Origin of the sequence: Jonquetella sp. BV3C21, assembly GCF_000468895.1 — a bacterium.
GTDB lineage: Bacteria > Synergistota > Synergistia > Synergistales > Dethiosulfovibrionaceae > Jonquetella > Jonquetella anthropi.
Genome location: NZ_AWWC01000008.1, coordinates 113,569 through 126,499 on the forward strand (window position 1 = coordinate 113,569; position 12,931 = coordinate 126,499).

The 12,931-nt window shown below is 60.1% G+C and carries 11 protein-coding genes; 10 read left to right on the top strand and 1 reads right to left on the bottom strand.

What is annotated here, in order from left to right; all coding sequences use genetic code 11:
- Positions 1-91 precede the first annotated feature (91 nt).
- The 8 genes from HMPREF1249_RS02400 (at position 92) to HMPREF1249_RS02435 (ending at position 8,337) form a co-directional block, all read left to right on the top strand.
- Positions 92-634 carry a deoxycytidylate deaminase gene (locus HMPREF1249_RS02400; RefSeq protein WP_008521653.1) on the top strand — a complete coding sequence of 181 codons (543 nt, stop codon included), beginning with the start codon at positions 92-94 and terminating at the stop codon, positions 632-634.
- Positions 618-1,199 carry a hydrolase gene (locus tag HMPREF1249_RS02405; protein ID WP_008521651.1) on the top strand — a complete coding sequence of 194 codons (582 nt, stop codon included), beginning with the start codon at positions 618-620 and terminating at the stop codon, positions 1,197-1,199. The genes HMPREF1249_RS02400 and HMPREF1249_RS02405 overlap by 17 nt, the downstream gene beginning before the upstream one ends.
- Before the next feature lie 75 nt (positions 1,200-1,274).
- The gene (locus tag HMPREF1249_RS02410; RefSeq protein WP_008521650.1) at positions 1,275-1,913 is read left to right on the top strand and encodes a response regulator transcription factor; all 639 of its coding nucleotides are present in this window, start codon (positions 1,275-1,277) and stop codon (positions 1,911-1,913) included.
- Positions 1,910-3,388, top strand: coding sequence for a sensor histidine kinase (locus HMPREF1249_RS02415; RefSeq protein WP_021775797.1), 1,479 nt, complete (start codon positions 1,910-1,912; stop codon positions 3,386-3,388). The genes HMPREF1249_RS02410 and HMPREF1249_RS02415 overlap by 4 nt, the downstream gene beginning before the upstream one ends.
- A 17-nt stretch (positions 3,389-3,405) precedes the next feature.
- Positions 3,406-5,268, top strand: a complete 1,863-nt coding sequence (locus tag HMPREF1249_RS02420) for an MBL fold metallo-hydrolase (RefSeq protein WP_008523165.1) — start codon at positions 3,406-3,408, stop codon at positions 5,266-5,268.
- A gap of 17 nt (positions 5,269-5,285) precedes the next feature.
- Positions 5,286-6,569 (top strand): tyrosine--tRNA ligase, encoded by a 1,284-nt coding sequence (gene tyrS, locus HMPREF1249_RS02425; protein ID WP_021775755.1) that lies wholly within the window; start codon positions 5,286-5,288, stop codon positions 6,567-6,569.
- Positions 6,570-6,602: 33 nt separating this feature from the next.
- Positions 6,603-7,487 (top strand): lysophospholipid acyltransferase family protein, encoded by an 885-nt coding sequence (locus HMPREF1249_RS02430; protein WP_021775786.1) that lies wholly within the window; start codon positions 6,603-6,605, stop codon positions 7,485-7,487.
- Complete coding sequence (locus HMPREF1249_RS02435) at positions 7,474-8,337, top strand: hypothetical protein (protein ID WP_008521644.1); 864 nt, start codon at positions 7,474-7,476, stop codon at positions 8,335-8,337. Before HMPREF1249_RS02430 ends, HMPREF1249_RS02435 begins: the two co-directional genes overlap by 14 nt.
- Positions 8,338-8,427: 90 nt before the next feature.
- Here HMPREF1249_RS02435 and HMPREF1249_RS02440 read toward each other — a convergent pair whose 3' ends face one another.
- Positions 8,428-9,408, bottom strand: a complete 981-nt coding sequence (locus tag HMPREF1249_RS02440; RefSeq protein ID WP_008521642.1) for a DUF2157 domain-containing protein — start codon at positions 9,406-9,408, stop codon at positions 8,428-8,430.
- Positions 9,409-9,562: 154 nt separating this feature from the next.
- On the opposite strand from HMPREF1249_RS02440, the gene gyrB reads away from it, so the two are divergent.
- Both gyrB and HMPREF1249_RS02450 read left to right on the top strand, forming a co-directional pair.
- Positions 9,563-11,485, top strand: coding sequence for a DNA topoisomerase (ATP-hydrolyzing) subunit B (gene gyrB, locus HMPREF1249_RS02445; protein ID WP_008523161.1), 1,923 nt, complete (start codon positions 9,563-9,565; stop codon positions 11,483-11,485).
- A 235-nt stretch (positions 11,486-11,720) separates the two neighbouring features.
- On the top strand, positions 11,721-12,851 hold the full coding sequence (locus HMPREF1249_RS02450) for an ABC transporter substrate-binding protein (protein ID WP_008523159.1): 1,131 nt from the start codon (positions 11,721-11,723) through the stop codon (positions 12,849-12,851).
- Positions 12,852-12,931: the final 80 nt, after the last annotated feature.

Consider the following 12,931-nt stretch of genomic DNA (forward strand, 5'->3'; position numbering starts at 1 on the left):
GTGAATTTGCCCGAACGGCGGCTACTGCAAAATATCCGACCGCCGGCATGCGATAAAATGATATGATGAGCAACTATGAGAGGGGAATACTATGGACTGGAACCGCCCTGATTGGGACAGCTATTTCATGATGCTGGCGCTGGTCGCTGCGACCCGCAGCACGTGCCTTCGCCGGCGCGTGGGAGCGGTCATCGTCCGCCACGGACAGGTCATCAGCACCGGATACAACGGCGCGCCGAGGGGCACGCCGCACTGCAGCGAGACCGGATGTCTGCGCGCTCAGCTGGGCATACCGTCAGGGCAGAAGCACGAGCTGTGTCGAGGGTCTCACGCGGAGATGAACGCCATAGCCCTCGCGGCCAGTCAGGGAGTCGTTACCGACGACGGCGAGCTGTACTGTACTCACTCGCCCTGCGTGTTCTGCTCCAAAGCGCTGATCAACGCGGGAATCCGGCGGGTCGTGTACCTTCAAGGGTATCCTGACGAGCTGGGGGTTCAGCTTCGCGAGCAGGCGGGCGTCGTGACGGAACAGTTCCCGAAGGAGAAATACGACCACATTTTGAGCTGTCTGTATTTTGCCGAGCATGAACTGGAAGGCCTGAGGGGGCAGGATAAAAATGGCGATAAGTCGTGAACGGGCATGGGATTTACTCAAACGCTACAACTCGGAGCCGATGCACCTGAGCCACGCTCTGGCGGTCGAAGCTTGCATGAAGTTTTTCGCTCAGCAAGCCGGCGAGGATCCCCAGTTCTGGGGGACCGTCGGACTGCTTCACGATCTGGACTGGGAGATGACCCAGAGCGACCCGGCGCGCCACACGTCCGAGTCGGACCGTATTCTTGAGGCCGAGGGCGTCGACGAGGCGACCCGGCACGCGATACGGTCCCACGGGTGGGGAATCTGTTCGGCGACCGAGCCGACGAGTCCCATGGAGTGGACGCTCTACACGATCGACGAGCTGACCGGGCTGGTGATCGCCACGGCGTTGGTCCGTCCCAGCCGGAGCTTGGACGACCTGACGGCTAAATCGGTGAAGAAGAAGTGGAAAGACAAGGCGTTTGCCGCCGGCGTGAACCGGGACGTCATCGCGTCCGGCGCCGAGCGGATGGGGAAGCCGGTTGACGAGCTAATGACGAGCGTTATCGAGGCGCTTCGTCCGGTTCAAAGCCAACTGGGCCTGACGCCTCTGGCCAACTGACCGTTCCGTTTCGCGCCGACGGCGGCTGAAACGACGGGTATATACATTGGACTCTTTTTGGAGAGGAGATAGAACATGTCGAAAATTCGTGTGATCTTAGCTGACGACCATCCGCTGACCCGGCAGGGTCTGAAGGCGTACCTTGAGCGTGAAGAGAACGTCGCGCTGGTCGGCGAAGCGGCTGACGGCGACGAAGCGTGGAAACTCATTGAGGAGCTCAAGCCCGACGTGGCGCTGTTGGACATTCGCATGCCCGGCGCCGATGGCATTACCCTTGCCCGACGGATCAAGGAAAACAAGCTGCCCGTCGCGGCCATTATGCTCACCTCTTACGATTCCCAGCAGTACGTTCTAGCGTCGCTCAAGGCCGGAGCCAAGGGCTTTGTGCTCAAGACGACGTCAGCCGGCGCGCTGATGAAAGCCATCCAGACCGTCGCCACCGGCAGCCTGTTCCTGGACAGCGAAGTCGCCTCTGTGGTGGGCGCTCAGGAAGAGCTCACCGAAGCCCTGTCGCCTCGGGAGAGAGAAGTGCTCCTGTGCGCGGCCCGCGGCCTGTCCAGCAAAGAAGTGGCGGCCCAGCTTTACATCAGCGAGCGGACCGTTCAGACGCACCTCGCTTCCGTGTATGACAAGCTGGGAGCTCACAACAAGACGGAAGCCATGCTTCTGGCGCTGAAACACGGCCTGATGACCTTGGAGGAACTGCTGGATTGAAGATTCGGGTCAGGCGAAGCCTGCCCCTAGTGTTGGTCTTATCGCTGGTCATACCGATGATCGTCGTCGTGGGCGTCACGCTGTTCAGCGTGTCAGCCCACGAACGGGCCATGGGGCGGGTCATGGAGTCCTACGTGCTCAACGTGGCCCAGAGCGCGGCCGCGAAGATCAACGGCATCGGCATACTCCCGTTTCGTGCCAACAAAGTCATGCTCCAGATGGAGCGGCTCAACCTGTTCAGCTGGGGGTCTAAACTGCCCGGCTGGGTTGTTGTACTCGATTCCGGCGGCGACGTGGTCGTTTCGTCTCAGGAGACAGACCCGCCGGTTTTGTCGCTTACCCGCAGCATTCTGCTGAATAAGGCGCTAGAAGTCCACGACGCCTCGGGGCACCTGTACACCGTGGCCGTGTGCCCGACCGGCCGTCCTGGAATGCTCGACACCTTTTACGTCGTCGCAGCCGTTCGGTGGAACGACCTGCTCGGTCCGCTCCTGCGCACCAACCGCCTGATGATCTCCATGGTATTCGTCTTGGCTGCGGCGCTGTTTGCCGCTGGTATCGTTCTGTGGCGCTGGGTCATCGCTCCTCTGTCGAAGATATCCGACGAGGCGTCGCGGCTGAACTGGGGCGACGAGGTGGCCTGCGAGACCGACAAACAGGCGGTCTACGAGATCAGCCGGCTGAGATACGTGCTGTGCCGGCTTTCCCAGTCGGCCTGCGACCGGATTTCCCTCTGGAAAAGGTACAGCAGCGACATGGTGCGGGTTCAGGAGGACGAAAAGGAGAGCATCGCCCGGGAAATTCACGACGGTCCAGTTCAGGCCGTCACGGCTCTGGGCCAGCGGATCCGTTTGGCCCAGATGGACGAGCAGAATCGAAGCGAGCACCTGAAGGTGGCCGAGGAAATAGCCTTTGACACGGTGAAGGAACTTCGGGAAATGTGCAATCACCTGACGCCGCCGTGGCTCGACTTGGGGCTGGAACACGCGCTGAACGAGCTGGCCGAACGGCTGTCCAGGTATCTGGGCGTGACTATCCGCGTGGTGGTGCACGACGAAAAGCTGCAGCCCGAAGGGGTCCTCACGTTCTTCCGCATTCTGCAGGAGGCGGTCAGCAACGCGGTCAAGCACGGCGGCGCTGACCAGATTGACGTGAGAGTGGACCGGCCGGGGGACCGGAGAACCCGAATGATCGTCGAGGACAACGGCAAGGGGTTCGCCGTTCCGGCTGACTTGGAGTCTCTGCGGGCTTCCGGCCATCGGGGACTTCTGAACATGAGAGACCGAATCCGGCTCGTCAACGGCGAGATGATCATCCGCTCCGTCCCGGGGCGCTCGACCACTCTGACGTTTTTCATTCCCGATTCGGACGGCGGAGCCGAAACGAGGCCTCAGATCCTTTCCGAAACCGGGCGTATCGTTTCCTGCTACGAAGGAGAAACTGGCGCAGGAGTCCCATTGCAACTTGGAGAGTGATTTTGGGAGGTGGCAAGATGAGACTGAAATTCCTCGGAGCGACGCAGGAAGTCACCGGCTCGTGTTACCTGATTGAGGTGGGCGGTCACCGCGTTCTGGTGGACTTTGGAATGCATCAGGGTGAAAACGAGGAGGCCAACTACGACCCCCTGTCGTTTGACCCCACGTCGATTGACGCCCTGCTGCTGACTCACGCTCATATCGATCACTCGGGCCGTATCCCTCTGCTGGTGCGTTCTGGGTTTAAGGGAAAAGTCTACTGCACGCTGCCAACCGCCGAACTGGTCGAGCTTCTCTGGGCCGACTCAGCCAACCTGATGAAAGAGGACGCGGCTTGGCGGAGCAGGAAGAACCTCCGCAAAGGGCTTCCGGCCGTCGAGCCGCTGTACGACCAGACCGACATCGATAACGCCCTGAAGTATTTGTACCCTATCAGCTATGACGACCGGTACGACGTGGTGCCTGGACTTTCGGTTCGGTTCCGGGACGCCGGTCACATCATCGGCAGTTCCATTCTGGAAGTTTTTCTGGCAGAAGGGGACCGGAACGTCAAGGTCGTGTTCAGCGGCGACCTCGGGCCGGCGAAAACTGTTATGGAACGGGCGCCGGCGGAGATTAACGAGGCCGATTACGTGCTCATCGAGTCCACGTACGGCGATCGGGACCACAAGACGAACGAGGAAACACGCAAGGAATTTCAGGAGCTGATGGCCGACCTGCTGGCCCATAAGGCCAAGATTTACATTCCAACCTTCGTGGTCGACCGGGCTCAGCGGATCATGTACGAGCTGGCCTTGCTGAGGGATCAGGGCATCGGCACTGATCTGCCGGTTTATTTCGACTCGCCGCTGGGCGTTAAGGCGACCGAAGTGTACCAGAATCACTTGGACATGATGTCCCAAGAGATTCAAATGTACCGCCGGAGCGGGAAGAACCCGTTCCTGGACACGGTCGAGTTCGTGTCCACGGTGGAGGACTCGCAGAAGATCAACACCAAGTCATACGGCGTTGTCATGGCCGGCAGCGGCATGGTCAACGGCGGGCGGATCGTCCACCACCTCAAAAACGGCATATGGAATCCGAACAACCACGTGGTCTTTGTGGGATATCAGGCCAGGGGAACCGCAGGTCGGAGAATTGTTGACGGCGCCAAGACCATTCGCCTAGCAGGAGAAGAAGTGGCAGTCAAGGCGCAGATTCATACGATCGGCGGCTTCTCGGCCCACGCCGATCGAACGGATCTTATCCTCTGGGCGGAGCATTTCCGTCTCTCCATGCCCCAGTTCTTCGTCGTCCACGGCGAACCGAAGGCGGCTAATTCCCTGCAGGAAGCCCTCGAAGGCCGGGGCTTTTCGGCCCAAGTGGCGGACGTCGATTTAGAAATTGAACTGGAGCCCCGCCAACACGGCAAGACCGTTTCTCAGGCGCAGCGCGACTCGAAGGCCGCCGGAGACGTGATCCGTCAGGTCATCGAACCTGAAGAGGAAGAGGCCCGGGAAGACGAGCCCGTCGCTCAAAAAGAACCGGCTCTTCCGAACAAAAAGAAAGCTTCGGGCGAACCGACCGTGGCGGAGCAGGAAAAACCGTCAGGTCGGGCGGAAGAAAGGGCGTCCCGTCAGGCGGCGGACGAAAAACATGCGCCCCGCTCGGCGAGAAAACAGCGTTCGCAGGCCCGTCAAAGCACGCGGGCCCTTGAGCGGCTCAGCGATCGGCTGACAAACCTGTACGACCATCTTGACGGCGGAATGCCTGACGACGTCTTGACTCTTGTGACCGCAGCGGCTACTCTTCTTGAAACGGCGGAACAAAAAATGTCCGCCGCGGGACGGAACGAAAAAAGCGAGGAACCGAGCGGCGCGGAAAGCGCCACTGACGACTAGTTTTTAGGAGGGCACAGATGAACGACGCACTCAAAACACTGCGGGAACGCGGCTATGTGGACTGGTGCAGCGACGAAGAGGGCTTGAACGCCCTTTTTGAAAAGGGACAGGTAACCGCGTACGTAGGATTTGACCCAACGGCTGACAGCCTCCACGTCGGGCATCTGATCCCGCTGATGGGACTTGCGTGGCTTCAGAAACTGGGGCACCGGCCAATTCTTCTGGCCGGCGGCGGCACAGGGATGATCGGCGACCCGTCGATGAAAAGCAAAGAACGGAACCTGCTGAGCGACGAGCAGGTTCGGCGCAACGTCGAGGGCATAAAAGTCCAGCTGTCCCGGTTGGTTGACTTTGACTGCGGCAGCGCGTCCGCCCTGCTGGTCAACAACTATGACTGGCTGGGAAAACTCAACCTGATCGACTTCTTGCGGGACGTGGGCAAATTCTTTTCGGTCAACTACATGATCCGAAAGGAACACGTCAGGAGCCGGATTGAAGATCCCAACAAGACCCTGTCCTATACCGAGTTCACCTACACACTGCTTCAGGCCTATGACTTCTGGCACCTGTTCAAGACCTTCGGCTGCCGGCTTCAGATGGGCGGCAACGACCAGCAGGGCAATCTGGTCAGCGGCATCGAGCTGATCCGCAAGTGGGATGGCGAAACGGCCTACGCGGCGACGAACCCGCTGCTGCTCAACTCTTCCGGCACCAAGTTCGGCAAAACGGAAGGGGGCGCGGTGTGGCTCTCGCCGGAAAAGACGAGCCCGTACAAGTTCTACCAGTTCTGGATGAACTCCGAGGACGAAGCGGTCGAGAAACTGCTGAAGCTTTTCACGTTCCTCCCGTTGGAGGAGATCGACCAGATTGTCGCCGAGCATCAAGCAAATCCGGGCCGGCGGGCGGCCCAGCGGCGGCTGGCTCTGGAAATTACCTCGATTATTCACGGCGAAGAAGCCGCAAAAGCGGCGCAGCGGGCCAGCGAGATCCTGTTCGGCGGGCAAGTCGCTCACGACGAGCTGACCGGGCCGATGCTTTCGATCATCGCGTCGGAGACAGAAGGCGGTTCGATCGCGTCCCTGCCGTGCCAGCTGGCCGAGGCGTTGGTGGCTAGCGGCGCCTGCGCCAGTAAAGGTGAGGTCAAGCGGCTGACGTCCGGCGGCGGACTTTACCTGAACGGCGATCGGGTCGAGACCAGCGATCGGGAGCTGACCGAGAGCGACCTGCTGGACGGCGAACACGCCTTAGTCCGGCTGGGCAAGAAAAAATACTTCACCCTGAGACGGCCTGAGCGGAGTTAACAGCGCCGGACTGACGCCTGGGAGGCGACGCGAGTGACTCTTGCCACAGGAGCGTTAAAGCTTTTTCGACGGTGGGTCGGCGACGGGAGCCACGGCGCCCGGCAGGCGGCTTTTCTCAAAGGGCTGTGCCGTCTTGTGCCGGTGCGCCGGAAGGAAGCGCTGAAGGCGATCACCCTGTCGTTTCCCGAAAAAACGCCGGAAGAGTGCCGCCGGATTTTAGACGGCGTGTACGACCATTTCTGCTGGATGATCGTCGAGTGGGTGGCCTGCATGAATCGTCCCGGCTTGGTGAACGAGATTTTTGAGTGCTCGCCTGACGACTTGGCAAAAATAAAAAGCTACGCCGGCGGCGGCAAAGGGGTTGTGGTCCTCTGCGCCCATTTCGGCAACTGGGAGTTGGGCGGCGCGTGGATGGCAGCCCAAAACCTCCCGTTGCTCTGCGTCGCCAGAGAGGCGGACGACGGCGCGTTTTCCGACCTGATTACGGCTTGGCGCGATGAATTAGGCGTGAAAACGCTGATGAAAAGCAGATCGCGGTCGTTCCTCCGGCTGGCCGTTCAGACGCCCCGTCAGGGCGTCTCGCTGGCGCTTCTGGCTGACCAGGACGGCGGGCGCAACGGACAGGAAGTTACCTTCTTAGGGCGGCCGTGTACGGCTGTTCGCGGCCCAGCTCTTATCAGCCTGCTGGCCGGCGTGCCGGTGCTTCCGCTCTACGCCCTGCGGTTGGGGCCGTTTCGCTACAAAGTGGTCCTCGAAGAGCCGCTGGCCGTCGACGAAAAGCTTTCCAATGAAGAGAAAATTGCCGCGATCACCGAGGCGGCAAATCGTTCGGTTGAACAGTTGGTGCGCCGTTATCCCGAACAGTGGTTCTGGTTTCACCGCCGGTGGAAGTCGGGGCTCAGCCGTGAGAGCGTTTGAGCTTTTTGAGGACGGCCGGCTGATCCCTCTGCCCGACGAGGGCCGCGAACGGGGCGTGACCGTGTTCCTTCCGGCAGGACGGCAGCTGTTCGGACGGCTTGAGGGCGACCTTTGCTGCTGGAGCCTCTGGGATGGCAGAAAAAAGACTGACGTCCTCTCGGCAGACGGCGGGCTGGTCCTTTCCGAAGAGCCTGAAGCGTTCATTCTTCCGCCGGCGGCATGCCGTCAGGTTGAAGACGCTCTGTACGTCCAGTATCCCCCGCCGGGGGATCACTGTCTGACGATCGGCATGCTGCGCCAGATATGTCCGGACGTGCCGCTTTTTTGGGGGCCTGTCTCGGAAACCTTGGCGTCCCTGTCGCCGAACTTGACGTCTCAGAACGGGACGCTTCAGCTGTACTGGGGCGTCCGATTCGCCCTCGCCGGCGGGCGGCAGGACATCATTGACCGTATCAGGCTGTGGTCCCTGAACGCTAGGGACTTTCTCAACGGGAAAATCGACGCTCAAATGGTGCTCACAGCCTCCCAGACGCCGCCTCCTCAGCTGTTGAACGGCCAGAGTCTCGGCCCTCAACGGCCGGTCGACGGCGAGCCGGAAGAGTCCGAGGCGGGGCCTGACACGACGCTTCTCGTGCGATATGACGCCGTGAAGCCGTTCGGACAGACGCCCCTTTCGGCGTGGTTTTTGCTGAGCGGCGACCTATGGCGCCACTTGCGAAAATTCCTTTCAGGCGGGGAGGCTATCCTGTGTCTCTGGGGCGCTTTGGAGGCAAGAGAGGCTTGGGAACAGAGCCGCCGATACTGCCCGCCGAGCTCTGAGCCGGCGGATACTTCTTCCGTCTTGTGCTGAAAACCGTTTAAAAACAAAAACGCTGGGGAGGCTAATCCTCGGCGGTCAAAGAGTCCTGCGAACCGGCAGGGCTCCTTTTTCTTTGTCGTTTCAGCGGCCTTTCGATGTCCTGATGGAAAGAATCAAAACGCCGGCTCCGATCAGGATAATCGCCAGCGAACCGTAAGGTGACGGCAGGTAGAAGTCTGCCAGACAGCACAGGTGGAAGGCCAATCCAATGGCGCCGAGGAGAACGAGCCCCCGCTGGCCGAATTTTCCGGCGGCCATCGCAAAGGCGGCGTTAAAAAGGAGCGCTGAGGCGGCCTTCCAAGGGAAGACGCCTTGCGCGTACGGCCCAGAAAGCCAAAAGTTGACGCTGCCGCCGAAAAGCGCTGCGCCGGAAGCGAAAAACTCGTCCCAGATTCGGCAGACCTTCACGCCTGACGACCGTTTCCGGGCGACGAGCGCGGCAGCGGCAGCCGCTGCGCCTATCATGGCTGAAAGTGCTGACAGCTTGACGTTCCAGTGGGCCAATCGGCAGACCGTCAAGGCCGTCTGCCACAGGGCGACGGTCGTCACCTCCGCCATCAGAGGTTCTTTCGTGTGAACGCTTAGCGCCGCGGAGACCGCCAGCCCCATGCCGAACAGCCAGAGCCTGACGCCCAAGTCCGCCGTCGAATCGTCGAGCGACAGGACCGTTCCTAAGTCGGACATCTGGTGAACGATAAACCCGTGGGCGGCTAAGTTCCACAGGCCGTGAAGGGCCAGCGGCGTAAAAATGACGGCGGCGACGCAGCACGCCAAACAGACAGCCCGAAGGCCGCGCCTGTTCGTCACGTAAACCCCTGCCAGAGACGCGATGCTGAACCCGATGTAGACACCCACAACTGACCAAACGCTCAGAAGCCGGTACAGGCTTGAAAGGAAAAACATCACTCCAACGCCGGTCAAAACAAGCCCGATGAGCAGAGCGGCTTCTTTGGCCCAGCCCGGCCGCTTCTCTGAGAGTTCCAGAATGCGCTTTGCCTGATCGGGGGTAATCGTCCCCTCGTGTAAAGCTCCTTCAAGGCCGTCAGCCAGCGAGCGAAACATGATGTCTCTCCTTCTTTCCGTTGGGTAAACAGCCCGTCGAGGGTTGTGAATTTGCTATAATATATGATATCTACAAGTGCGGCGCAACGGGAGCGCAGCTTCTTTTGGGACGTTTGCCCGAAAGCGCCGCTTGGCGGGAAAGGGGAAAACGCGAATGACAGAAGTTCAAACGCCGCAGGCCGACAGTTCCTACGGGGAAAGCGGAATCGTAGTCCTCGAAGGGTTGGAGGCCGTCCGGCGTCGGCCCGGCATGTACATTGGCGACACGACGGTCAGGGGGCTTCACCACTGCGTTTACGAGATAGTGGACAACAGCGTGGACGAAGCGCTGGCCGGGCACTGCGGGCACATAACGGTCACGATCGGCACGGACGAGAGCGTCTCCGTCACGGACGACGGCCGCGGTATTCCGGTGGAAATTCACCATCAGACCGGCAAATCGACGGTTGAGACAGTCCTGACGGTCCTCCACGCCGGCGGCAAGTTCGACAACCGAAGCTATAAAGTCTCCGGCGGCCTTCACGGCGTCGGCGTCTCGGTGGTCAACGCCCTGTCCGAGTGGCTCGAAGTGACGGTTTGGCGCGACGGGTACGAGTACTTCCAGCGGTACGAGCGGGGAATCCCCGTGGCGCCGCTGGCGAAGACGCTCCCCTCGACGCGCCGGGGAACGAGAGTTCGTTTCCTTGCGGACAGCCAGATTTTTGACGAAGTGCAGTACAGTGCCGAAACGCTGGTGAGCCGTTTCCGTGAGATGGCGTTCCTCATTCCCGGCCTGACGATCACAGTGGAGGACCAGCGGGAAGGCAAAACGTGGACGTTCTGCGAGGAAGGCGGCATTGCCGAGTTCGTGAGGTATCTGAACAGGGACCGGGTGGTTTTATTCCCTGAACCGCTTGTCGTCTCCGGCGAACGGGACGGCGTATCGGTTGAAATGGCCTTCCAGTACACCGACGACTACAACGAGCGGCTGTTCTCATTTGCCAACCTGATTCACACCGTCGAGGGCGGCACCCACGTGGCGGGACTGCGAAGCGCCCTCACCAGGGCGGTCAACGAGGGGGCCCGGAGGGCCGGCGCCCTGCGCGAGAAGGACGAAAACCTCTCCGGCGAGGACCTGCGCGAAGGACTGACCTGCGTCGTGTCGGTCAAGCTGTCCAACCCGCAGTTTGAGGGACAGACGAAGACAAAACTGGGCAACGGCACAGTCAAAGGGTCGGTGGACTCGGTCATCTACGACGGCCTTTTAGGGCACTTTGACGAGGACTCATCGGCGCTGAAGCCGATCGTCGACAAGGCCGTCAAGGCCCGACAGGCCAGAGAGGCCGCGAAAAAAGCCCGCGAACTGGTGCGCAAGTCGGCCATGAGCGGACTGTCCTTGCCCGGAAAATTGGCGGACTGTTCCAGCAAGAAAGCAGAGGAGTGCGAGGTCTACATCGTCGAGGGGGACTCGGCCGGCGGCAGCGCCAAGCAGGGCCGAGACAGAAGCTTCCAAGCGATTCTCCCGCTGCGGGGGAAAATTTTGAACGTCGAGAAGGCTCGGCTGGACAAGATCCTGAGCTCCAAGGAAATTCGAGTCATCATTCAGGCGCTCGGCTGCGGCATCGGCGATGAGTTTGACCTGTCGAAGCTGCGGTACCACAAGATTATCATCATGACCGATGCTGACGTGGACGGGGCTCACATCAGCACGCTGCTTCTCACATTCTTCTTCAGGCACATGAAAGAGCTGGTCGAGGAAGGACACGTGTACTTGGCCGTTCCGCCGCTGTACCGGGTTCAGTCCGGCAAAAAGGTAGACTACCTGTACAGCGACCGGCAACTGAGAACCCTCATGGACTCGTACGAAGTCGAGGGCAAGAGCCCGGCCGTCCAGCGCTACAAGGGCTTGGGCGAGATGAACCCCGAACAGCTTTGGGAGACCACCATGGACCCGGCAACCCGGCTGCTCAAGCGAATCCAGGTGGATGACGCCATCGCGGCCGACGAGTATTTCTCCATCCTGATGGGCGACAAGGTCGAGCCCCGGCGGGACTTCATTCAGACTCACGCCCACGAGGTTCGCAATCTGGACGTTTAGTGTAGTTTGTACAATTTTTCACTTCTAGTTGAAACGTTTTTCGATTTAAAGCGAAATAAAATTGACAGCTCCAATCCGCTTAAGTAAAATCATTATCAGCAAGAGCGTAGTTTTATTGATCCAACGGTTTCCTTCGCCGCCCAAAGGCTCCGAAGGCAGGCCGTCGAAGTGAACGGCGGGAGCCGTTCGGTGCCACCGAGTGGCAGTGACTCTATCTTGAGGAGGGAATTGCTCGATGAATAGGATGAAGATGTTGGCTCTGTCGGCTTTTGCAGCTGGCGCGGTGATGGGAACGGCATTTGCTGCGGATCCCATTAAGATTGGCGTGTATCTTCCCCTGACAGGGAACAGCGCGTTTGGCGGCCAGCTGGAGCTTGAAGGCGCTCAGCTCGCTCATGAAAAGTTCCCGACAATCATGAACCGGCCGGTTGAGCTGATTGTCGTCGACAACAAGAGCGACAAGGTCGAGTCTGCCAACGCAGTTCAGCGGCTCGTTGACAAAGAGAAAGTCGTCGCGATCATCGGTTCGTTCGGCTCCTCCCTGTCCATGGCCGGCGGAGAAGTTGCCGAGAGCGCTCACATTCCGATGGTTGGCACGTCCTGCTCCAACCCGATGGTTACGATGGGCAAGAAGTACGTGTTCAGAGCCGGATTCATTGATCCGTATCAGGGCGCTGGCGCAGCCGGATGGGCCATCGAGAAGATGGGCGCCAAGACGGCCGCAATCCTTCAGGAAGTCTCCAACGACTACTCGGTCGGCCTTGCCAAGTTCTTCAAAGACGCGTTCGAGAAGAAGGGCGGCAAGATCGTCGCGATCAGCAACTTCCAGACCGGCGACCAGGACTTCACCGCTCAGTTGACCGAGATCATCAGTCACTCGCCCGATGTCCTGTACATCCCCATCAACTTCGCCGAAGGCGCCATCATCATGCGTCAGGCTCGTGAGCTGGGCGGCGAGTTCAAGATCATGGGCGGCGACGCCATGGACAACCCGGAAATGGCGAAAATCGCCGGCGACGCCTGCGAGGGCTTCACTTTCACGGCCGTTCCGTACGCCCGCGAGATGCCCGGCAAGACCGAGTCCGCCGAGCTGTTCACCAAGTACTGGGATGAGCACCACACCGACGAGCCTTCCGCGCTGAGCGCTCTTGGATATGACTGCTACCTGATGATCAAGGACGCCATCGAGCGCACCGGCAGCACCGACCCCGAGAAGATCACCGAAGGGCTTGCCACGATTAAGGATCTGCCCTGCGCCACTGGTCTGACTACCATCAACGCGACCCACGACGCCGAAAAGGCCGTCGGCATCGTCCAGATCATCAACGGCAAGCGCACCTTCGTTGGAACTCAGGCCACCGACTAATCTCTCTGTTCGGGAAAATATTTGTTGACACAAGGGAAGGCTCTGCCTTCCCTTTTTTTCGGAAGTGAGGCGACTGCGGG